Annotated in this window: 23 protein-coding genes; 11 read left to right on the top strand and 12 right to left on the bottom strand. The window is 70.8% G+C overall.

The window, feature by feature from the left end; genetic code table 11:
• Positions 1–8 precede the first annotated feature (8 nt).
• From QNO12_RS14925 to QNO12_RS14905, 5 genes are all read right to left on the bottom strand, one after another.
• Positions 9–1,079, bottom strand: a complete 1,071-nt coding sequence (locus tag QNO12_RS14925) for a sulfate/molybdate ABC transporter ATP-binding protein (protein ID WP_257501369.1) — start codon at positions 1,077–1,079, stop codon at positions 9–11.
• Positions 1,076–1,891, bottom strand: coding sequence for an ABC transporter permease (locus QNO12_RS14920; protein WP_257501370.1), 816 nt, complete (start codon positions 1,889–1,891; stop codon positions 1,076–1,078). The genes QNO12_RS14925 and QNO12_RS14920 overlap by 4 nt, the downstream gene beginning before the upstream one ends.
• A gap of 9 nt (positions 1,892–1,900) precedes the next feature.
• The gene (gene modA / locus QNO12_RS14915) at positions 1,901–2,698 is read right to left on the bottom strand and encodes a molybdate ABC transporter substrate-binding protein (protein WP_257501371.1); all 798 of its coding nucleotides are present in this window, start codon (positions 2,696–2,698) and stop codon (positions 1,901–1,903) included.
• Entirely contained in the window at positions 2,698–3,108 is a 411-nt protein-coding gene (locus tag QNO12_RS14910; RefSeq protein ID WP_257501372.1) for a TOBE domain-containing protein, read from the bottom strand. Before QNO12_RS14910 ends, modA begins: the two co-directional genes overlap by 1 nt.
• A gap of 98 nt (positions 3,109–3,206) precedes the next feature.
• The gene (locus QNO12_RS14905) at positions 3,207–3,869 is read right to left on the bottom strand and encodes a GntR family transcriptional regulator (RefSeq protein WP_257501373.1); all 663 of its coding nucleotides are present in this window, start codon (positions 3,867–3,869) and stop codon (positions 3,207–3,209) included.
• A gap of 259 nt (positions 3,870–4,128) precedes the next feature.
• Here QNO12_RS14905 and QNO12_RS14900 point away from each other — a divergent pair, with 259 nt between their 5' ends.
• The 5 genes from QNO12_RS14900 (at position 4,129) to QNO12_RS14880 (ending at position 7,202) form a co-directional block, all read left to right on the top strand.
• Complete coding sequence (locus tag QNO12_RS14900) at positions 4,129–4,872, top strand: alpha/beta fold hydrolase (RefSeq protein ID WP_257501374.1); 744 nt, start codon at positions 4,129–4,131, stop codon at positions 4,870–4,872.
• Between the two features lie 107 nt (positions 4,873–4,979).
• Positions 4,980–5,528 carry a type 1 glutamine amidotransferase domain-containing protein gene (locus tag QNO12_RS14895; RefSeq protein ID WP_257501375.1) on the top strand — a complete coding sequence of 183 codons (549 nt, stop codon included), beginning with the start codon at positions 4,980–4,982 and terminating at the stop codon, positions 5,526–5,528.
• A 68-nt stretch (positions 5,529–5,596) separates the two neighbouring features.
• Positions 5,597–6,565, top strand: a complete 969-nt coding sequence (locus QNO12_RS14890) for an LLM class F420-dependent oxidoreductase (protein WP_257501376.1) — start codon at positions 5,597–5,599, stop codon at positions 6,563–6,565.
• A 188-nt stretch (positions 6,566–6,753) separates the two neighbouring features.
• Positions 6,754–6,909, top strand: coding sequence for a hypothetical protein (locus tag QNO12_RS14885; protein ID WP_257501377.1), 156 nt, complete (start codon positions 6,754–6,756; stop codon positions 6,907–6,909).
• 107 nt (positions 6,910–7,016) lie between these two features.
• Positions 7,017–7,202 (top strand): DUF1918 domain-containing protein, encoded by a 186-nt coding sequence (locus tag QNO12_RS14880; protein WP_257501378.1) that lies wholly within the window; start codon positions 7,017–7,019, stop codon positions 7,200–7,202.
• An 11-nt stretch (positions 7,203–7,213) separates the two neighbouring features.
• On the opposite strand, the gene QNO12_RS14875 is transcribed toward QNO12_RS14880, so the two are convergent.
• Both QNO12_RS14875 and QNO12_RS14870 read right to left on the bottom strand, forming a co-directional pair.
• On the bottom strand, positions 7,214–8,293 hold the full coding sequence (locus QNO12_RS14875; RefSeq protein ID WP_257501379.1) for a DNA polymerase IV: 1,080 nt from the start codon (positions 8,291–8,293) through the stop codon (positions 7,214–7,216).
• Positions 8,294–8,480: 187 nt separating this feature from the next.
• Positions 8,481–8,936 carry an SRPBCC family protein gene (locus QNO12_RS14870; protein WP_257501380.1) on the bottom strand — a complete coding sequence of 152 codons (456 nt, stop codon included), beginning with the start codon at positions 8,934–8,936 and terminating at the stop codon, positions 8,481–8,483.
• Positions 8,937–9,095: 159 nt separating this feature from the next.
• Between QNO12_RS14870 and QNO12_RS14865 the strand changes: the two genes are divergently transcribed.
• The 5 genes from QNO12_RS14865 (at position 9,096) to QNO12_RS14845 (ending at position 13,784) form a co-directional block, all read left to right on the top strand.
• Positions 9,096–10,184 carry an acyl-CoA dehydrogenase family protein gene (locus tag QNO12_RS14865; protein WP_257501381.1) on the top strand — a complete coding sequence of 363 codons (1,089 nt, stop codon included), beginning with the start codon at positions 9,096–9,098 and terminating at the stop codon, positions 10,182–10,184.
• On the top strand, positions 10,181–11,551 hold the full coding sequence (locus tag QNO12_RS14860) for a bifunctional PIG-L family deacetylase/class I SAM-dependent methyltransferase (protein WP_257501382.1): 1,371 nt from the start codon (positions 10,181–10,183) through the stop codon (positions 11,549–11,551). The genes QNO12_RS14865 and QNO12_RS14860 overlap by 4 nt, the downstream gene beginning before the upstream one ends.
• Positions 11,548–12,282, top strand: a complete 735-nt coding sequence (locus QNO12_RS14855) for a glycosyltransferase family 2 protein (RefSeq protein ID WP_257501383.1) — start codon at positions 11,548–11,550, stop codon at positions 12,280–12,282. Before QNO12_RS14860 ends, QNO12_RS14855 begins: the two co-directional genes overlap by 4 nt.
• An 84-nt stretch (positions 12,283–12,366) precedes the next feature.
• Positions 12,367–13,074, top strand: a complete 708-nt coding sequence (locus QNO12_RS14850; RefSeq protein WP_257501384.1) for a GAF and ANTAR domain-containing protein — start codon at positions 12,367–12,369, stop codon at positions 13,072–13,074.
• Entirely contained in the window at positions 13,074–13,784 is a 711-nt protein-coding gene (locus tag QNO12_RS14845; RefSeq protein ID WP_257501473.1) for a GAF and ANTAR domain-containing protein, read from the top strand. The genes QNO12_RS14850 and QNO12_RS14845 overlap by 1 nt, the downstream gene beginning before the upstream one ends.
• 292 nt (positions 13,785–14,076) lie before the next feature.
• On the opposite strand, the gene QNO12_RS14840 is transcribed toward QNO12_RS14845, so the two are convergent.
• Positions 14,077–14,226 (bottom strand): hypothetical protein, encoded by a 150-nt coding sequence (locus QNO12_RS14840; protein WP_257501385.1) that lies wholly within the window; start codon positions 14,224–14,226, stop codon positions 14,077–14,079.
• A 105-nt stretch (positions 14,227–14,331) separates the two neighbouring features.
• On the opposite strand from QNO12_RS14840, the gene QNO12_RS14835 reads away from it, so the two are divergent.
• On the top strand, positions 14,332–14,958 hold the full coding sequence (locus tag QNO12_RS14835; RefSeq protein ID WP_257501386.1) for a cyclodeaminase/cyclohydrolase family protein: 627 nt from the start codon (positions 14,332–14,334) through the stop codon (positions 14,956–14,958).
• Positions 14,959–15,228: 270 nt separating this feature from the next.
• On the opposite strand, the gene QNO12_RS14830 is transcribed toward QNO12_RS14835, so the two are convergent.
• From QNO12_RS14830 to QNO12_RS14815, 4 genes are all read right to left on the bottom strand, one after another.
• On the bottom strand, positions 15,229–16,113 hold the full coding sequence (locus tag QNO12_RS14830) for an SDR family oxidoreductase (RefSeq protein ID WP_257501387.1): 885 nt from the start codon (positions 16,111–16,113) through the stop codon (positions 15,229–15,231).
• 166 nt (positions 16,114–16,279) lie between these two features.
• Positions 16,280–17,059, bottom strand: coding sequence for an LLM class flavin-dependent oxidoreductase (locus tag QNO12_RS14825; protein ID WP_257501388.1), 780 nt, complete (start codon positions 17,057–17,059; stop codon positions 16,280–16,282).
• Positions 17,060–17,122: 63 nt separating this feature from the next.
• Positions 17,123–18,289 carry a cystathionine gamma-synthase gene (locus tag QNO12_RS14820; RefSeq protein ID WP_257501389.1) on the bottom strand — a complete coding sequence of 389 codons (1,167 nt, stop codon included), beginning with the start codon at positions 18,287–18,289 and terminating at the stop codon, positions 17,123–17,125.
• Positions 18,286–19,278 (bottom strand): pyridoxal-phosphate dependent enzyme, encoded by a 993-nt coding sequence (locus tag QNO12_RS14815; RefSeq protein ID WP_257501390.1) that lies wholly within the window; start codon positions 19,276–19,278, stop codon positions 18,286–18,288. The genes QNO12_RS14820 and QNO12_RS14815 overlap by 4 nt, the downstream gene beginning before the upstream one ends.
• Positions 19,279–19,289 lie beyond the last annotated feature (11 nt).

Raw genomic sequence — 19,289 nt, 5'->3', positions numbered from 1 at the left:
GGGGACGTCTAACCCGGCGGATCCCTGCGTTCAGCGGAGTAGATGGTGACCGCCGCGGGGTCGAACGTGAAGCGGACCGCGGTGCCGATCATGAGCTGCGCATCCGCGACCGCGGCGGGGGTCAGGTCCGCGGCGATCGTGTCGGATCTGACCCGGATGATGTCGCCTCGCGGCTCGAGATCGAGGATGCCGCCGGTGAGCCGGTTAGGGCCGGGCGCCTCCGGCTGATCGAGTGCGACGCGCACGGCCGTGGGGCGGATGGTGGCCGCCACGCGGGAGCCCAGCGGAGCATCCGTCGGGACGCTGCTGAAGATCGGCGCGCCGGCGTCGGTCACCATGCCCTCGCGGGTGCGGGTCCCGGTCAGGAGATTGAGGGCGGCCAGGCCGGCGGTGAACGCGGTCCGAGGTCGATCCAGAGTGTCGCGCGTGGGTCCCTCCTCGATGATCCGCCCCCGGCCCAGGACGATAACCCGGTCGGCGAGGGTGAGCGCATCGAGGATGTCGTGGGTGACGATGATGGCGGTGCGATCCCGCAGCACCCGCAGCAGCGTCCGGCGGATGGCCGGGGCGACGGCGATATCCAGCGCAGCGAGCGGCTCGTCCAGGAGCAGCAGATGCGGATCCGACGCGAGTGCGCGGGCGATCGCGACGCGTTGCGCCTGTCCGCCGGACAGGTCGGCCGGCCGGCGGGATGCGAACTCGACGGCATCCACTTCGGCCAGCCAGTGCAGCGCAAGCGCGTGCGCCTTCGCCCGGCGCAGTCCCTTGCTGCGGGCGCTGAAGGCCACGTTCTCCAGCACGCTCAGGTGCGGGAACAGGTCCGCGTCCTGGGAGAGGGTCGAGACGCCACGCGCGTGCGGCGCCGTCCAGTGCTTTCGGCCGGCTCCCAGATCGAAGAGGGATCGTCCGTCGAGCTCGGCTCGTCCGGTGTCGGGCCGCAGCAGGCCGGCGAGGATGTTGACCAGGGTCGACTTTCCGGCGCCGTTGGGTCCGAGAACGGCGATCGTCTCGCCGGGCTGCGCGTGAAGCCGGAGGTCGAACCCGCGTGCGGCGATGGCGGCGGTGAAGGCGAGCGTCATGCGCGGGCCGCCCGTCGCAGCGGCGCCGCGCTGCCCGCCTGGTGTGCGAGCCCGACGACGATCACCGCGACCACGATCAGCACGAGCGAGAGGGCGACCGCCGCATCCGGGTCGACTTCGCGCTGCAGGTAGATCTCCAACGGCAGTGTCCGCGTGGTGCCCTGCAGACTGCCGGCGAAGGTGAGCGTCGCACCGAACTCGCCCAGCGCTCGCGCGAAGGACAGCACGGCGCCGGAGATCAGCGCGGGCAGGACCAGCGGGACGGTGATGCGGCGCAGCACTGTGGTCGGATGCGCGCCGAGCGTCGCGCCGATCGCCTCGTACCGGGTGCCGACGGTGCGCAGCGCTCCCTCCAGGCTCAGCACCAGAAAGGGCAGCGCAACGAAGGTCTGGGCCAGCACCACCGCTGTGGTGGAGAAGGCGATGTCGATGCCGAGGAACTGGAATGTCGCACCCAGCAGTCCGCGTCGCCCGAAGGTGGACAGCAGCGCGATACCGCCCACGACCGGTGGCAGCACGAGCGGCAGCAGCACGAGCGAGCGCAGTACCCGCTGCCCCGGGAAGCGGGACCGCGCGAGCACGAGCGCCATCGGGACGCCGAACGCGACGCACAGTGCGGTGGCCGCGATCGAGGTGCGCAGGCTCAGCCACAGTGCGGCCAGCGCGGACTCGGATGTGACGAGGGGGAGGAACTCCGCCCAGTTGACCCGCACCAGCATGGCCACCAGCGGCAGCAGGACGAAGAGCGCGCCGATCGCGGCGACGCCGACGACCCAGCGCGGGACGCCCGCGAAAGAGGTGTGCGCGGCCATGTCCACTCGCTACGGCAGACCGAAGCCGGCGGCGGCCAGGGCGCTGCGTCCGGACTCGCTCAGGATGAAGTCGACGAACGCCTTCGCGACGGCGGGGGTGCCGGCATCCGTCAATGCGGCGATCGGATAGATGTTGGCCGCCTGCTGCGCCCGATCGATCTCGATTCCCTCGACCGCAGCGCCGGCGGCCCGGACGTCGGTCGCGTAGACCAGGCCGGCGTCGGCTTCGCCGGAAGCCACCTTCCCGAGCACGTCCGTGACGGAGGACTCCTCGCTGACCGGTGTCAGGGGCACACCGGCGATCGCGGCGACCCGGGCTGCCGCGGCGCCGCACGGCACTTCGGGAGCGCAGACCACCAGCTTCACCCCCGGCGCCGCCAGGTCTGCGAACGTCGCGATCCCGGCAGGATTGGGGGCCGGCACCGCGATCTGCACGACGTTGGTCGCGAAGGCGACCGGCTCACCGGCCACCAGGTCCGCGTCCGCGATCTTCGCCATCGTGCTCTCGTCCGCTGACGCGAAGACGTCCGCGGGCGCGCCCTCGAGGATCTGCGTCGCCAGATCGCTCGACCCCGCGAAGCTCACGCGCACGGTCGTCCCGGGGTGATCCCGCTCGAACGTGGCGGCCAGCTCGGTGAACGTCGCGTTCAGCGAAGCGGCCGCGAACACGGTGATCGAGCCTTCGATCCCCGTGTCGGACTCGGGCGCAGCCGACCGATCGGCCGTGCCGGCTGCGCAGCCCGCCAGTCCCGCCGCCAGCGCAGCGGCGATGAGGATGCCGGTGCATCCGGTCCGGCGGGCTCTCATCAGGATGGGGCCCCGGCTTGGGGTGTTTCCACCAGCACGGTGGTGGCCTTCACCACCGCGACCGCGACGGAGCCGGGTTCCAGGCCGAGCTCCCGGACGGCTTCCGTGCTCATGAGCGAGACGACCCGGTGCGGACCGCACTGCAGCTCGACCTGGGACATCACCGTGTCGGAGATCACCTCGGTGACGAGCCCGACGAATCGGTTGCGCGCAGATCGGCCGATCTCGGCGGGATCGGCCGGCAGGACGGCGTTCTTGCGGGCCAACCGGGCGAGCTCCAGCCCGTCCACCGTCGTCCGCCCGGACGGGTCGCGCGTGCGGGAGAGAATCCCGTTCTCGATCCAGCGGCGGACGGTGTCGTCACTGACGCCCAGGTAGACCGCGGCATCCTTGATCCGAATCCGGGACATTCCCCCAGTGTAGGTCCGCAGACGCGGAACACAAGGTGAGGTCCTGCCGCGCATGCGGTTTCGAACCGGGGCGCGGCGCGGCGCGGGAAGCGGTGCGGTCACTCTTCGCGGGCGGTCAGCTCCGGCTTGAGGGTCATCCAGTTGACGCGACTGAGCTCAGCGGCGCCTTCCGCGTCTGCCACCGCGCAGCGCTCGATGATCGCGCGATGCTGGCGCACGGAGTCGCGCCCGGCCATCGAGGCGAATCGCTGCCGTTCGGCACGCCGGATCAGCGGCGTCACCTGCTCGAGCACCTCGGCGATCATCGCGTTGCCGCTGGCCCGGACGAGCACGTCGTGGAACTCGTCATCCGAGTTCATGGCCGCGTCAACGTCGAGCACTTCGAGCGCCGTCGCGAGACGGTCATTCGCGGCGGCCATGGTGGTCAGGTCGCTGTCGGTCAGTGCCGGGACCGCCGATCGCGCCGCGAGTTCGTGCATCGCGGCGGCGATGCTCTGCGCGTTGCCGATGTTCTTCGGGTCGACCGGAGCGACCGTGGTCGCGCGGCCGGGCTGGGCGACGACCAGACCCGCCTGCGCGAGACGCAGCAGCGCCTCCCGGATCGGCGTGCGGCTCACGCCCAGCCACGCCTCGAGCTCCTGGTCCCGGAGCCGCTCGCCCGGCTCGAAGGTCCCGTCCACGATCGCATCCCGCAGTGATCGATACACGTCATCGCGCAGGAGCGAGCGAGCGTGCATGTTGCTGGCGGAAGGGATCGGCATCCGTTCATCCTATCGCTCTATATATTGCATATCGTCGCGCCGCGCGGGTGCCCGCGGCGTCGCCGTGCCGGCCCGGGTTGAGGGCGCAGGGCCCCGGACCGGTCGCGCCTCAGCCAGGGGGACGATGCCCTGCGTCTGGCGGGGAACGTCGCGAGCAGATCCGGATACCCGAACGCGGGCTGCTCATGCTGCCCGGGCCTATCGCTCGTCAGGGTGGGGCCGGTATAACTGGGTCCGTCAACAGCTGAATGGGGGAAGCATGTCCGACACGTCCGAATCCACGGCCCCGGCGGCTGCCACCGGCGCGCCCGTGGCCGATAACGTCGTCATGGTGCACGGCGCGTATGCGGACGGCTCCTCGTGGGCCGACGTGATCCCGCTGCTGCAGGCCGCCGGGTGCAACGTCACCTCGGTGCAGAACCCGTTGACCTCGCTCGCGGACGACGCGGCCGCGACGCGCCGGGTCCTCGACCTGCAGAACGGCCCGACCGTGCTGGTCGGACACTCCTGGGCGGGCACCGTGATCAGCGAGACCGGCGGCCACCCGAACGTCGTCGCTCTGGTCTTCGTCGCGGCGCGTGCGCCCCGGGCGGGTGAGGACTACGGAGCGCTCGCCGCGCAGTACCCGCCGGCCCCGGCCAGCGCCGGCCTCGTACACACCGACGGATTCGCCCAGTTGAGCGAACAGGCGTTCCTGGAGGACTTCGCCAACGGCGTCGACCCCGTGCGCGCCAAGGTGCTGTACGCCGTCCAGGGCAGGATCTCGGACTCGCTTTTCTCTTCGCGGACCACCGCGGCCGCCTGGCAGGACAAGCCGTGCTGGTACGCGGTCTCGCTTCAGGACCGGACCACCACCACCGCACTCGAACGCTTCCTCGCTGCGCGGATGAACGCCACGACGATCGAACTCGACAGCGGGCACCTCTCCCTCGTGACGCACCCGCAGCAGATCGCCGACCTCATCCTTCAGGCCACCGGGCGTTCCGGCGGTACCGCCGGCTGAGGAACCCTCGCCGCAGGCGGACCCGCCCGGAGCGGGCCGCCGCGCAACGTGGCCGGACGGCTGTCAAGCCCCTCGAACCGGGCGGCACCGGCTCATAGCGTGGGGATATGACGCAGCTCAACGGAAAACGCATCGCCTTCCTCGCGACGGACGGGTACGAGGACAGCGAACTGACCTCGCCCTGGCAGGCAGTGACGGATGCCGGTGCGATCGCGACCATGGTGGCACCCGACGCCGGATCCATCGAAGGCAAGAACGGACACGCGCAGCAGGTCGATGTGGTCTCCGCCGACGCGGAGGCCGCCGACTTCGACGCCCTGGTGCTCCCCGGCGGGGTCGTCAACGCAGACCACCTGCGGATGGATGCCGCCTCGGTCGCCTTCGCGAAGGAATTCTTCGACCAGCACAAGCCGGTGGGAGCGATCTGCCACGCGGCGTGGACGCTGATCGAAGCCGGAGTCGTCGACGGACGCACCCTGACCAGCTACCCGAGCCTGATGACCGACCTGCGCAACGCCGGAGCGACGTGGGTGGACGAGGAGGTCGTCGTCGACGCCGGTCTGGTCAGCAGCCGGACTCCCGATGATCTTCCGGCTTTCAACGAGAAGGTGATCGAGGAGATCGCCGAGGGTCCGCACGAGGATCAGACCGCGTGAGGTGACCTCGAGGGGTTGTACGGCGCCGGAGGGGTGCCGGTCGGGGTGACAGGAGCAGAGGAGCAGGGATGACCGCACGGTTCGGGTACACATTGATGACGGAGCAGAGCGGACCACGCGAGCTGGTGCGGTACGCGGTGGAGGCCGAGGCCGCGGGCTTCGATTTCGAGGTCTCCAGCGACCACTTCACCCCTTGGCTGACCAGCCAGGGCCATTCCCCGCACGCGTGGACGATGCTCGGAGCCGCCGCCAACGCGACATCCACGGTGGAGCTGATGACCTACGTCACCTGCCCGACGATGCGATACCACCCTGCGATCGTGGCGCAGATGTCGGCGACGCTGCAGCTCCTCTCCGAGGGACGGTTCACCCTCGGACTGGGCTCGGGCGAGAACCTGAACGAGCATGTGATCGGCGAGGGGTGGCCCTCGGTCCAGGTGCGGCAGCTGATGCTGCAGGAGGCGATCCACATCATCCGCCAACTCCACACCGGTGAGCTCATCACCTGGGAGGGCGACTACTTCCGGGTGGATTCCGCGCGGATCTGGGACGTACCCGAGCAGGGCGTGCCGATCGCGGTCGCGGTCTCGGGCGACAGCTCCATCGACAAGTTCGGCGACCTGGCCGACCACCTCATCGCCGTCCAGCCCGCGGGCGATCTGATCACGGGCTGGGAGCAGACGCACGGCGCGGGATCCCGGAAGATCGGTCAGATGCCGATCAGCTGGGACCCGGACGAGAAGACCGCCATCGAACGCGCGCACGACCAGTTCCGCTGGTTCGGCGGCGGCTGGACCGTGAATGCCGACCTTCCCACGCCGGCGGGCTTCGAGGGTGCCAGCCAGTTCGTGCGATTGGACGACATCGCCGAGGCGATGCCCTGCGGACCCGACCTGGACAAGATCGCCGAAGGCGTCCAGGAGTACCTGGAGGCGGGGTTCACCGATGTCGCGCTGGTTCAGGTGGGCGACGAGGCGCAGGCACGGTTCCTCGATGAGGCCGCGCGGCCGCTGCTGGAGCGACTGCGGAGCCTCTGATCCGCGAGGAGCCCGCTGCTCGCCTGTCGCAAAGCGCGCCCCGCATCGGCGTGTTGTGACAGGGGAGCCCGGAGTGCGGGGGCCTAGGTCGAAATGCCCTGCCGCCGCTGGGGTCGCGGTCGTACTCTGGTCGCAGTCGCCCCCGGACCCCGGTCGGCTCCACTGGTATGACATGTCCGGGAGGAACCATGGCCACCTACAGGATCGAACCGGCGTTCGACTCCGTCGACGTCGCGCTCGGGGTGTTCGATGACGAGGGGACGCAGTTCGCGGCCGGGCCGATCGACCGCGTCCAGGCCGTGACCCCCGCACCGGAGGCGGGCGCTGCGGAGCAGCACCCCTGACGGCGACCGAGGCAGCGGCGGAGGTTCTGCGCACTCGCAACCACCGCGAGCGGGCCCCTCGTCTGGTGCGGAGACCCGCGTTATCCTGACGCTGGAGGTATTCGACGATGCACGCAACTGTGGGAGATCGCGTCCGTATCCACGGGCGCACGGTCGGCGCGGCCGAGCGCGTGGGTGAAGTCATCGAGATCCGCGGCAGCCAGGAGAATCCGCTGCTGGTGGTCCGGTACGACGACGGCCACGAGACGATCCTCGCGCCCGGAGGCGACTGCGAGATCCTGCACGCCGGCTGAGAGCCGGCCGATCACCAGCCGCTGCGCGTCGGAGAGTGGCCCTCGCGGGCATCATCCGGCATCGCCATCTCGGCACGCACTCCGAGCAGTCGGATCGGCCGATCCCGCTCGATCTTCTCCACCAGCTCCATTGCCTTGGTCAGCACGGTGTCACGATCGAAGGTCGACGCGATCTTCTTGGTGAACGTCTTGGTCAGGAACGGCGCGTAACGCACTTTCAGGCCGAGGCCGACGACAGGCCGTCCCTCCGCCGCCACGTCGTCCAGCACCTGGGTGAGCAGTTCGCGCGCCGCCCGCTCGATTTCGCCGCGATCGCTGAGGTTCTGCTGGAACGTCGTCTCGCGTCCGTGCCCGCGGGGCACCCAGGGCGTGTCGTCCACGACGGATGCGCCCTCTCCGCGGCCCAGCTGCGCATACCAGGGGCCCATGCGCGGGCCGAACTCGGGCATCAGGCTCGCGGGATCGGCGGCCGCCAAATCGGCCACCGTGAGGATTCCGAGACCCACCAAGCGCTTGGAGATCCTGCTGCCGACTCCCCACAGGTCGATCGTCGGCCTGGGTCCCATCACGTCGAGCCAATTGTCCGCGGTGAGGCGGAACACCCCGCGCGGCTTGCCGAAGCCGGTCGCCACCTTCGCTCTGACCAGAGTGTCCCCGACGCCCACGCTGCAGTGCAGCGCAGTGCTGTCCAGGACCGCGCGCTGCACCTGGCGCGCGTACTGCTCGGGATCGTCGGTCTCGATCCCGATGAACGCTTCGTCCCACCCCAGCACCTGCACCACCGCGCCGGGCTGAGCGCGGAGGGTCGCCATCACCTGCTCGGATGCCGCGGTGTAGGTCTCGGCATCCACCGGGAGGATCACCGCCTCGGGTGCCTTCCGCGCGGCAAGGCGCAGCGGCATCCCCGAGCCGACTCCGAATTCGCGGGCTTCGTATGACGCGGTGGACACCACGGCGCGCTCGGTCGGGTCGCCCCGACCGCCGACGATCACCGGTCTGCCGGCGAGCTCGGGATGCCGCAACACCTCGACGGCAGCGATGAACTGGTCGAGATCGACGTGCAACACCCACCGGCGACGGTCCTGACTCATGCGGACAGTCTGCGTCCTCGCGGCGCGCGGGGCCACGGACCCGCTCGTCGGACTCCCCGGAGGTCGCCCGAGAGCGGGATGGTGATCATCACCGCGAGTCCCGGGATGATCACCATCCACGTCCAGAACACCGTGCGCCTGCCCGCGGTGCTCTCCCGCTCCCGGGTTCATCGAGCGGTCGAACCTCCTACGCCTGGACCTCGCCGCGCCAGGCGCCGCTTTCGGCCCCGCGGCTCTCGATGAACTTCTTGAAGTTCTTCAGATCCTTCTTCACCGCGTGCGATCCTGCCCCGACCAGCGAGCCGACCTTCTCCAGAAGGCCCTCCGGCTCCCAATCGAGCTGGACGGTGACACGGGTGGAGGTGTCCGTGAGCTTGTGGAACGTGACGACACCCGCGTGGTGCGTCTCGCCTCCGGTGCTGTTCCACGCGACACGCTCATCGGGGTGCTGCTCGGTGATCTCGGCGTCGAACTCCCGCTCCACGCCGCCCACGCGCACCTTCCAGTGCGTGTGGGTCTCATCGACCTGCGTGATCGATTCCACTTCGTCGAGGAACTCCGGAAAGCTCTCGAACTGGGTCCACTGGTTGTAGGCCGTGCGGACCGGAACGTCGACGTCGATGGTTTCGATGATCTGCACCATGCGGGTGCTCCTTACTGATGGATCGGATGGGTCCCACCCATTCAGCCGCACCCCGGCCGATCGAGGGGAGGGGTTGACAGGGGCGCCTCTAGCCGTGGCCGCGGGGGGATGTCAAGCGCGTGCGCATCCGACCCCGGCGCCCTAGCCTCGAGACAGGAGGTGCCCATCCCCGAGACCGCACCCGTGACATCCCTCGCCCCCGGCACCGCCCCCGGTCCGTTGATCGTCGAGGCGATGGCGCGCGCCGACACCGTGCCGGGGTTCGGGACGGATCCCGTTGCCACACTCGGCTGGTGCGTCGACATCGCTGGACGCGCTCCACGGCTCGGCGGGGGGAGCACGCGGCAGCTCTGGGAGCTGTTGGCCGCCACCGCCGCCCGCGACGTCTCGGCGGCGCGCATGCTGGAGCCGCATCTGGACGCACTGGGCATCCTCCGGCAGTGGGGCGATGCGGCCCCCGACCGGGCGGACACCCTGCTGGATCCCGTGCACGCCGACGAGGCATCGACGTGGGGCGTCTTCGCCGCCGAGGCGCGGGACATGACGCTGACGGCGTCCGAGGGGGCGGGAGCGTGGCGGCTCAGCGGGCGGAAACCGTGGTGCTCGCTGGCGGGGCAGCTGAGCCACGCGTTGGTCACCGCATCGGTCGACGACAGCCGTCGCGGCCTGTTCGCCGTCGAGCTGGATTCACGCGGGGTCCGCCCGCACGGCGGCCCGTGGTTCGCGCGCGGACTGGCCGATGTGGTCAGCGCCCCGGTGGATTTCGACGACGTCGCCGCTGTGCAGATCGGTCCGGCGGACTGGTACCTTTCCCGGCCGGGATTCGCGTGGGGTGGCATGTCGGTGGCGGCCGCGTGGTGGGGTGCGGCCGTCGGCCTGGCCGAGACGCTCCGCGCGGCCGCCGGGGCCGACCGCGCCGATCAGCTCGCGCTGGTGCACCTGGGACGGGTGGATGCCGCGCTCTGGGCCGCACGAAGCGTTCTGGCTGAAGCAGCCGATCTCATCGACGCGGGCGAGTCGGACCGGATCGGGGACCGTCTGCTCGCCGAACGCGTCCGCGGCGTCGTCGTCGACGCCGCGACCCTGACGCTGGCCGAGGCCGACGCCGCCCTGGGCCCGGCACCACTGATCGCCGACGAACGCCACGCCCGGCGGGTGGCGGATCTGCACCTCTACCTCCGTCAGCATCACGGTCTTCGCGACACCGCTCGGGCCGGCCGCCTCATTCTCGAGGCGGCGGCTGGATGACGGCGGCATTCAGTCATCTCGACGCGGGAACACCGGAACACGTGTGGCGGGCAGAGAAGCGCTTCGGCGCGGTCCGCACCCTGGATGACGACGTGGACCAACTCTTCGTGGTGGCCGCGCACCCCGATGACGAGACTCTGGGCGCCGGCGCGCTGATCCGCCGGGTGCACGAACGCGGGGGGCGGGTCACCGTACTCGTCGCGACGGACGGTGAAGCGTCCCACCCGCTCTCCAGTACGCACTCCCGCGCCGACCTGCGCGCGATCCGCCGGGACGAGGTGGTCAGTGCGCTGGACGCACTCGCCCCCGGCGCGAACGTCCTGTTCCTGGGTCTGCCGGACGGGGCGCTCCGCGAGAACGCCGACGAGCTCGAGGCGCGGGTGGCGGAGGCCGTGGACGCGGCGGGAAACCCCGCCGATCGCTGCCTGATCGTCGCACCGTGGTCAGGCGACCGGCACCGGGACCATCGGGTCGCCTCCGCCGCCGCTGCCCGGGTCTCCGCGCCGCGCCGCATCCGGCATCTCGGGTACCCGATCTGGCTGTGGCACTGGGGAGGGCCGGAGGACGTGCCGTGGCACCGCGCGGCCGCGCTGGCGCTCACGCCCGACGAGCACTCCCTCAAGGCGCGGGCGGTGCGCCTGCACGTCTCCCAGATCCGGCCGCTGTCCGAGGCCCCCGGCGACGAGGCGGTCGTGCACGAGGCGATGCAAGCGCATTTCGCGCGTGACACCGAGTTCTACCTCGCCGAGGACGCCGCGGACACGCAGTCCCTTCCGCCCGAGTGGTTCGCGGACTTCTACGCCCGCCACGAGGACCCGTGGGGGTTCGAGACGCGATGGTACGAGGAGCGCAAACGCGCTCTGCTGCTGGCCAGCCTGCCCGCACGGTCCATCGGGCGAGCCCTGGAGGTCGGCTGCTCCACCGGCCTGATCACGCGCGCGCTCGCGGCCCGAGCCGACAGCCTGGTCGCGATCGATCCGTCGCGTGTCGCCGTGCAGTCCGCGCGCGCACGGGTCGGGGATGACCCCACCGTGACGATCGTCCAGGGCAGCGTGCCGGGAGACTGGCCGGCCGGTGCCTTCGACACGATCGTCCTGTCCGAAGTCGGCTACTACCTCTCCGAGACCGACCTGGCGAGCACGATCGCGCTCATCGAGGCCGCACTGGCCGAGGACGGATGCCTGATCGCCTGCCATTGGCGGCACCCGGTGGCCGAGTACCCGCTCTCCGGGGACCAGGTGCATCACGCCCTGAGATCGGTGACCTCGTGGCAGCGGCTGGTCTTCCACGAAGAAGAGGACTTCCTGCTCGAGCTCTTCTGCCACGGCACGGCGGTGTCGGTCGCGCACCGGGAGGGGCTGCGGTGACCGGGGAATCCATCGCGGCGATCGTGGTCGTCGTTCCCGTGCACGATGAGGCAGCGCTGCTCGAAGCCTGTCTGACTTCTCTGGGCACCGCGGTCGCGGCGGCAGGCGTGCGCTGCGAGGTGCGGGTCGTCCTTGATGCCTGCTCGGACGGCTCAGCGGGGATCGCGGCGCGGCATCCCTTCCCGGTCATCCATGCCGATGCCAACGCGGTCGGCGCGGCGCGCGTCCAGGGCATCGACGCGGCGCTGTCCGCGCTGTCCGAGGTGCCGACCCCACGCATCTGGATCGCGAACACGGATGCCGATTCCCGCGTGCCCGCGAACTGGCTGGTGGCGCAGCTGGAGCTGGCCGAGTTCGGTGCGGACGTGGTCGTGGGAACCGTGCGACCCGACTTCGACGATCTGACCCTCAGCCATCGCCGGCTCTGGCTGGACACGCACATCCCCGGGGCTCCGAACGGTCATACCCATGGCGCGAACCTGGGGCTGCGCGCCAGCACCTATCTGCGGGCGGGAGGTTTCGCCGAGGTGGACGAGCACGAGGACGTCCGGCTGGTCGATGCGTGCCGCGAGAACGGCGCAGTGGTGCGCGCCACGGACGCCGCCGAGGTCGTCACATCCGGGCGCTTGTTCGGGCGCACCCCGGGCGGGTACGCGGGCCATCTGCGCGACCAGGACCGGCTGCTCCGCCGCGTGCAGACGTCGCCGCACACGCGGCGCGAGGCATCGTGACCGGCTGGACCCGGCCGCGCCCTCGCGCCGTGACGGATGCTGTGATGCGCGGTACCGTTGTCCGAAGGAACGGGGAGGTTCCGCGTGAGTGATTCGTTCGCCGCGGCGTTGGAGGCGATCGACCGCGCGCAGGACCAGCCCGAGGGCTTCTGTGCGGCGTTCGTCCAGGCCTTTCCGGTCACCGGCGCCGCCGTGTCGACCATGGGCGACCTTCTGGGCAGCGAGACCGTGGCCGCGAGCGACCGCTGCGCTGCGCGCATCGACGAGGTCCAGTTCGATCTCGGCGAGGGTCCGTGCTGGGACGCCGTCCGGACGGGGACCGCCGTGCTGCAGCCGGACATCACCGCGACCGGCCCGAGCCTGTGGCCGGCCTTCACCGCAGCGCTCCGACCCGAGGACATCAGCTCGCTGTTCGCCTTTCCGCTCCTGGTGGGACCGCTTCGTTTCGGTGCGATCGACCTGTACTCGCGCGTGCCCGTTGCGCTGGACGGCGACCAGACCAAGCAGGCCGGCGCGATGGCGGAGATGGTTGGTCGACACCTGCTGCGACGCGCCCTGACCTCGATCGGCGAGGCACCGGAAGGACCGGGGAACGCGTATTCGCGCCGGCTCATCCACCAGGCGTCGGGTGTCGTGCTGGCGCAGACCGGTCTGTCCGCGGATGATGCGCGACTGGTGATCCAGGGCCAGGCCTTCGCCGCCTCGCGGGCCATGATGGATGTCGCTCAGGACGTCATCGACGGGCGCCTGCGGTTCGCGCGTGAAGGAACACGGATCGAGGTCGTCGAATGATGCGGTTGACGCGCGACGGGCGCCTCCTGCAGACCTTCGCGCGGCTCGCCGACACCCTCGTCGATGACTACGACGTGGTGGAGCTGCTGCAGGTGCTGGTGGACACCTGCCGCGATGTGCTCGAGATGACCGCCGCCGGCATCCTCCTGGCGGGTCCGCAGGGTGAACTGGACCTCGTCGCCTCCACGAGCGAGACGCGGAGCTTCGCCGAGATGATGCAGCTGGGCTCGGACGACGGTCCGTGCCTGGAGTGCTATCGCACCGGTCGCCACGTCGCCGTCCCGGATCTGGCGGCGTCGTCGCCGGCGTGGGTGCAGTTCCGGGCGAGCGCCCGCCGGCAGGGGTTCCGCGCGCTGGACTCGTTGCCGCTGCGGCTGCGGGACACCAGCGTCGGTACGCTCAGCCTGCTGCGCTCCTCGGCCGGCGATGCGCCGGCCGAGGACATCGTCGCAGCCCAGGCCTTCGCCGACGTGGCGACGATCGGCATCCTGCACGAGCGGGCGATCCGCGAGAGCTCGATATTGAGCGAGCAGCTTCAGTCGGCGCTGAACAGCCGCGTCGTGATCGAGCAGGCCAAAGGCGTGGTGGCGCACACCCGGGGTGTGCCCATCGACGAAGCATTCACGTTCATGCGGCAGTATGCCCGCGCGCATCAGCTGAGGCTCGGTCTCGTGGCGGCGCAGATCGTGGAACGACGGATCGAGATCTAGCAGACCCCTGTCGGCCCGGGCAGGAAGCGCCTGCGATGCGTTCGTGGCAGGGAACGGCACGATCCACCGCGTCCGATTCAGCGTCGGCCGGCGGATCGGTCTCGCGGTCACCTTCGATGACCGGATCGAGGAGGACCTGGTCGAGCCCGACACGATCCTGGCCACCCCCGGCAAAGACGCGCGCGCTCGAAGGCCCGCGTGCACAGCGGATCCCCGCTCGCGTTGTCGCGACCATGGATCCGATGGACCGGGACGCGGTGATCTGAGGCGCCACGGCGCTCGCCGGAGGCGATCAGGCCGGAGGCGCCTCCGGGTCGAGGGTCTTGAGCATGTCTTCTTCGACCGCGTTGTCCGCGTCCAGCTGCTCCTCGGTCGTCTCGTCACCGCCGAGCGGGGCGTCGTCTTCGCCGGCAGCGGAAGCGTCGGGTCCATGAGTGGTCATAGGGCAACGCTACGCTCGTCGTCGCCTTAAGCAACGCCCCATAAGCAACGCCCCATACGGCGCGGTCCCGATGCCGCCCGCGGTGCGGAAACTATGGTGTCGGGTATGGACGACTCCGCCCGGATCCCGGCATCCACCTCCCTGTCCGCCTGGCTCGACAAGCTCGCCCAGCCCGACGGTGCGCCCGGCGGCGGCGCCGCGTGCGGCGTCATGCTGGCTCTCTCCGCCGCACTGCTGCGCATGGTGGCCGAGTACACCCCCGACGATGACCGCGCCACCGCGTGCGCGGCACGGCTCGTGGACCGTCGTCTCACCGCACTGGATGCCGCGGAGGCGGACGGCGTCAGCTCTGCGGAGCTGGGAGCGGCCCTGCGCGTACCCGGCGAGGACCCCGCGCGCGACGATCGGGTTCGGGATGCCGCCATCCGTGCCGCGCAGTCATCCGGCGCGCTCGGCGCCGTCGGGGTGGACATGGTCGACGAGCTTCGCCTGCTCCGCGAGATCGGCAACCCGCACCTCGCCGCGGATCTCGCCGTCGCGGGCGAGGCGCTGTCCGCGGGCATCGCGGGCGCGTCGATCAACCTCCGTGCGAACCTCCAGCTCGCGGGGGCGCACGGTGGCGCGGGCGACGCGCAGGCCGAGCTCGAGGCCGCGGTGGAGCGCATGCGGGCGGCGCGGGATGCGGCCTCCGGAATCGCCGACGAGACGGCGGCACGGTACGAGCATCGCTGATCCGCGGCGGCGGCGGGGCGTCGCCGGAACTCCAGCGACGCGATCCCGTGCACGTCGCGGATCCGTCGAGGGAATCCGTCCGTGTCCACCGAAGTGAGGACAGACAGTGACGTGTGGTCTTCTTAGGGTTGATACAGCAGGACCGCCCGCTCGACGGGCGCCATGAGATCGGGTGCCCCGCAGGGATCGCCCGCTCCATCGAAGAGAGACCCCCGGTAACCCCCCGGACCGGGGGTCTCTTCCTCTTTTCCGGACCGCGGACCCCGGCTGCTACAGGCCCTTGCCGCCGGTGACCGGCAGCACGGCGCCGGACACGTAGGAGGCGTCCTCGGACGCCAGGTAGACGTAGGCGCCGGCGAGTTCTGCCGGCTGGCCGGCGCGACCCAGCGGCGTGTCCGCGCCGAACTCGGCCAGTCGCTCGGCGGACCAGCCCGTTGCGGGAATGAGGGGCGTCCAGATCGGGCCGGGGGCGACGGCGTTCACGCGGACCCCCTGCGGCCCCAGCTGTTCGGCGAGCGCCTTGACGAATGCCACCTGAGCGGCCTTCGTCATGGCGTAATCGATGAGCCCGGGTGACGGGTTGAAGGCCTGGATGGACGATGTCACGATGATGGACGCGCCCGGCCGCAGATGCGGGATGGCGGCGCGCGCGGTGAACATCAGCCCGTAGAGGTTCGTCCGGAACACCCGATCGAGTTCCTCGGTGGACAGCTCCTCCAGGCCTGCGCGGTCCTTCTGGTACGCGGCGTTGAGGACCAGGACGTCCAGGCCGCCGAAGGCGGCGACGGTGTCATCGACGATGGATGACGCGAAGCTCTCCTCGCGCACGTCACCCGCCAGCGTCAGGCTCCGCCGTCCCTCCGCTTCGACCAGGGATGCCGTGTCCGCAGCATCCTGTTCCTCCACGGGAAGATGCGCGATGGCGACATCCGCGCCCTCCCTGGCGAACGCGATCGCCACGGCGCGTCCGATGCCGGAGTCCCCGCCGGTGATCAGCGCGCGACGATCGGTCAGACGGCCGGAGCCGACGTAGGATTGCTCGCCGTGATCCGGCGCGGGGCGCATCTGGTCGATGAGGCCGGGCTGCTGCTGTTCCTGCTCGGGGAAGCCTTCGGTGGAATACTTCGATCGGGGATCGACGCGTTCGTCTGTCATGAGCTCCACTTTCACTCGGCTGCGGGTGAGAGCGAGCGGGAACCGGCAGAGCCGTCTGCGCGGTCGCCCGCCCGAGGAGAACCTAGACCGCGCGACGGCGCCGGAACCGGGGGTTGACCGTCCGCGGTGGGACGGCTAGCAGCACCGGCGTCGGCCGCCGCGCCGATCAGAGCAGTGCGCGGGCCCGCTCGACGAACCGGAGGTAGGCGCTCAGCGTGTCTTCCGCGGTGATGGCGCGCAGGATGACCTCGTCCGCACCGGTCCGGTAATCATCGAGGCGGCCGCGGTCCGGTTCGCTGCCGGCATCCCACACGGTGCGAGCCGGATCGACCCCCTGGCGCGCGAAATTGGCGGCGTATGCCGGGACGGCCGCGTAGCGCTCTGTCTCGACCTGGAGCCGACCGCGCGCGTCGGGATCCAGGGCGGTCCGCACATACAGCGCCACGTGGGTCAGGGGGGCGAGGGAGCGCGCCTCCGCGGCTTGGGCGCGCGCGGTGGCGGGGGTGAGCCAGCTCAGCAGGACGCCGTCCGAAGCCTCCACCGCGAGCCGCCGCATCTTCGGGCCCAGGGCACCGACGACGACGCGCGCGGAGACGGCGTCGCGCAGCTCGGAGGCGGCCGCTCCCACTCGGGTCAGCGCGCCGCGCGTGATCTGGCCTGAGCCGATCCCGAGCACGAGTCGCTCCTGCGGCAGCGCCCGCGCCTCCGTCTCGGCGACGATGGCGCCGGCGGGGCGCCGGTCGATCGGGAGGATCCCGGTGGCCAGGATCAGCCGCGAGGTGGCGCGTGCGGCTGCCTGCAGAACCGGGAAGGCATCGCCCGCGGGTGTGTCGTTGACCCACAGCCCGGAGAAGCCCGCCTCCTCGACCGCCGGTGCCAGCCGTCCGGCCAGTTCAGGTCCGACGGATGCGGCGACCCCCAGGGAAACGGTGGCGCGTTCGGTCATGACGCCAGCCTACGGACCCCCGGGCCCGCTGACAGGTCCGTGCGTAGGCGTGAGCCGCCTCGCCTACAGTGCGGCCAGCGCGTTCGCAAGGTCCTCGACCAGGTCCTGGACGCTCTCGATCCCCACCGAGAGTCGGACGACGTCCTCGGGTACCGCCAGTTCCGTGCCGCGCACCGACGCGTGGGTCATCTCGTCCGGATAGTTCACGAGCGACTCGACCCCGCCGAGCGACTCCGCGAGCTGGAACAGGCGGGTGGATTCCGCGAACCGCCGGGCCGAGGCGGCATCACCCAGCGCGAGGGAGACGATGCCGCCGAAGCGGGACATCTGCCGTGCGGCCAGTTCGTGCCCGGGGTGCGCGGGCAGGCCCGGGTAGTAGACCCGGGCGACCCGATCGTGCCCGTCCAGGAAGTCGGCCACTGCCGCGGCGTTCTCACTGTGCTTGTGCATGCGGACGCTGAGCGTCTTGATGCCGCGCGTGGTCAGCCACGCGTCCAGAGGGCCCGACACTGCGCCCGCCGCGAACTGGAGGAAGCGCACGCTTTCGGCGATGGCGTCGTCGTCGATCACGACCGCACCGCCGACGACGTCCGAGTGGCCGCCGAGATACTTCGTCGCCGAGTGCACCACGACGTCCGCGCCCAGCCGCAGGGGCTGCTGCAGGGCCGGCGACGCGAAGGTGTTGTCGACCACGACCAGCGCGCCGGCGTCGTGACCCAGCCGCGCGAGTCCGGCGATGTCGGTGATCCGCAGCAGCGGGTTGCTGGGGGTCTCCACCCACAGAACACGTGCCGGTCGCTCCTCGAGGGCCGCGGCGACGGCATCCAGATCGCTCATGTCGACGATCCGCAGACCGATCCCCCAGGGGCCGAGGATGCGTGCGATGAGGCGATAGGTCCCGCCGTAGACGTCATTGCCGAGCAGAACCTCGTCGCCGGGCTTGAGCACGGCGCGCAGCAGGGCGTCCTCGGCGGCGAGCCCGGACGAGAACGACAGGCCGTGTCGGCCTCCCTCGATCGCGGCGAGCTGGGTCTGCAGCGCGGTTCGGGTGGGGTTGCCGCTGCGCCCGTACTCGTACCCCTGACGCAGGCCGCCGATCCCGTCCTGCGCGTAGGTGGTGGAGAAGTGCACGGGCGGGATGACAGCACCTGTGGTCGGATCGAACGCCTGACCGGCGTGCACGGCAAGGCTGTCGAAACCGCGGGTCGAGCTGTCGGTCTGATCGGTCATGGGTTGCTCCTGATGGTGGGGGTGGAATCGTCCGTCGTCGGATACCCGTGGGCATGCATCCAGTCGTCGTCGAAGAGCTTGCTGAGGTATCCGCGGCCGTGATCCGGCAGCAGCACGACCACGACCGCATCCTCGGGCAGGTCCTTGGCGGTGCGGAGGGCCGCGACGACGGCCATCCCGCTCGAACCGCCGACGAGCAGGCCCTCCTCGCGCGCCAGACGCCGGGTCATCGCGAAGGACTCTGCGTCGCTGACGCGGTGGATCTCATCGACGACGCCCGGGTCGTACGCGGCCGGCCAGAAGTCCTCGCCCACGCCCTCGACGTCGTAGGTGTGCACAGGTCCGCCGGAGTAGATGGACCCCTCCGGGTCGGCGCCGACGATGCGCACGGCGCCGCCCGATGCCTCCGTCAGGTAGCGTCCTGCGCCGGTGATCGTCCCCCCGGTGCCGATCCCGGCGACGAAGTGGGTGACCCGGCCATCGGTATCGCGCCAGATCTCCGGGCCGGTCGAGGCGAAGTGGCTGCGCGGACCGTTGGGGTTGGCGTACTGGTTGGGCATGTACGCGCCCGCGGTGTCGGCGACCAGGCGCGCAGAGACGCTGTAGTAGGACCGCGGATCGTCGGGCTCGACCGCGGTCGGGGCGACCACGACCTCGGCGCCGTACGCCCGCAGGACCGCCCGCTTGTCTTCGGCGACCTTGTCCGGAACGACGAAGACGCACCGGTATCCGCGCTGTTGCGCGACCAGCGCCAGGCCCACCCCGGTGTTGCCGCTGGTGGGCTCCACGATCGTCCCGCCGGGGCGCAGCAGGCCGTCGCGTTCGGCGGCGTCGACGATGTCAGCGGCGATCCGGTCCTTGGACGAGCCGCCCGGGTTGAAGTACTCGACCTTGGCCAGGACAGTGGCGCGGATGCCGCCGGTCACGTGGTTGAGGCGGACGAGGGGGGTGTTGCCGACCAGGTCGGTCACGCTCTTGGCGTATCGCACGGTGGTGTCCT

The organism is Microbacterium sp. zg-B185, assembly GCF_030246885.1.
Taxonomy (GTDB): Bacteria; Actinomycetota; Actinomycetes; order Actinomycetales; family Microbacteriaceae; genus Microbacterium.
This window is presented reverse-complemented; position numbering and strand designations above follow the sequence as displayed.

What these genes read in the sequence shown, in the direction of transcription:
- QNO12_RS14875 (WP_257501379.1), bottom strand. Translation starts at nt 8,293, where the DNA reads ATGAGTCAGGACCGTCGCCGGTGGGTGTTGCACGTCGATCTCGACCAG.
- QNO12_RS14920 (WP_257501370.1), bottom strand. Translation starts at nt 1,891, where the DNA reads ATGGCCGCGCACACCTCTTTCGCGGGCGTCCCGCGCTGGGTCGTCGGC.
- QNO12_RS14870 (WP_257501380.1), bottom strand. Translation starts at nt 8,936, where the DNA reads ATGGTGCAGATCATCGAAACCATCGACGTCGACGTTCCGGTCCGCACG.
- QNO12_RS14925 (WP_257501369.1), bottom strand. Translation starts at nt 1,079, where the DNA reads ATGACGCTCGCCTTCACCGCCGCCATCGCCGCACGCGGGTTCGACCTC.
- QNO12_RS14840 (WP_257501385.1), bottom strand. Translation starts at nt 14,226, where the DNA reads ATGACCACTCATGGACCCGACGCTTCCGCTGCCGGCGAAGACGACGCC.
- QNO12_RS14910 (WP_257501372.1), bottom strand. Translation starts at nt 3,108, where the DNA reads ATGTCCCGGATTCGGATCAAGGATGCCGCGGTCTACCTGGGCGTCAGT.
- QNO12_RS14825 (WP_257501388.1), bottom strand. Translation starts at nt 17,059, where the DNA reads ATGACCGAACGCGCCACCGTTTCCCTGGGGGTCGCCGCATCCGTCGGA.
- QNO12_RS14860 (WP_257501382.1), top strand. Translation starts at nt 10,181, where the DNA reads ATGACGGCGGCATTCAGTCATCTCGACGCGGGAACACCGGAACACGTG.
- QNO12_RS14895 (WP_257501375.1), top strand. Translation starts at nt 4,980, where the DNA reads ATGACGCAGCTCAACGGAAAACGCATCGCCTTCCTCGCGACGGACGGG.
- QNO12_RS14890 (WP_257501376.1), top strand. Translation starts at nt 5,597, where the DNA reads ATGACCGCACGGTTCGGGTACACATTGATGACGGAGCAGAGCGGACCA.
- QNO12_RS14900 (WP_257501374.1), top strand. Translation starts at nt 4,129, where the DNA reads ATGTCCGACACGTCCGAATCCACGGCCCCGGCGGCTGCCACCGGCGCG.
- QNO12_RS14830 (WP_257501387.1), bottom strand. Translation starts at nt 16,113, where the DNA reads ATGACAGACGAACGCGTCGATCCCCGATCGAAGTATTCCACCGAAGGC.
- modA (WP_257501371.1), bottom strand. Translation starts at nt 2,698, where the DNA reads ATGAGAGCCCGCCGGACCGGATGCACCGGCATCCTCATCGCCGCTGCG.
- QNO12_RS14885 (WP_257501377.1), top strand. Translation starts at nt 6,754, where the DNA reads ATGGCCACCTACAGGATCGAACCGGCGTTCGACTCCGTCGACGTCGCG.
- QNO12_RS14835 (WP_257501386.1), top strand. Translation starts at nt 14,332, where the DNA reads ATGGACGACTCCGCCCGGATCCCGGCATCCACCTCCCTGTCCGCCTGG.
- QNO12_RS14820 (WP_257501389.1), bottom strand. Translation starts at nt 18,289, where the DNA reads ATGACCGATCAGACCGACAGCTCGACCCGCGGTTTCGACAGCCTTGCC.
- QNO12_RS14845 (WP_257501473.1), top strand. Translation starts at nt 13,074, where the DNA reads ATGCGGTTGACGCGCGACGGGCGCCTCCTGCAGACCTTCGCGCGGCTC.
- QNO12_RS14905 (WP_257501373.1), bottom strand. Translation starts at nt 3,869, where the DNA reads ATGCCGATCCCTTCCGCCAGCAACATGCACGCTCGCTCGCTCCTGCGC.
- QNO12_RS14880 (WP_257501378.1), top strand. Translation starts at nt 7,017, where the DNA reads ATGCACGCAACTGTGGGAGATCGCGTCCGTATCCACGGGCGCACGGTC.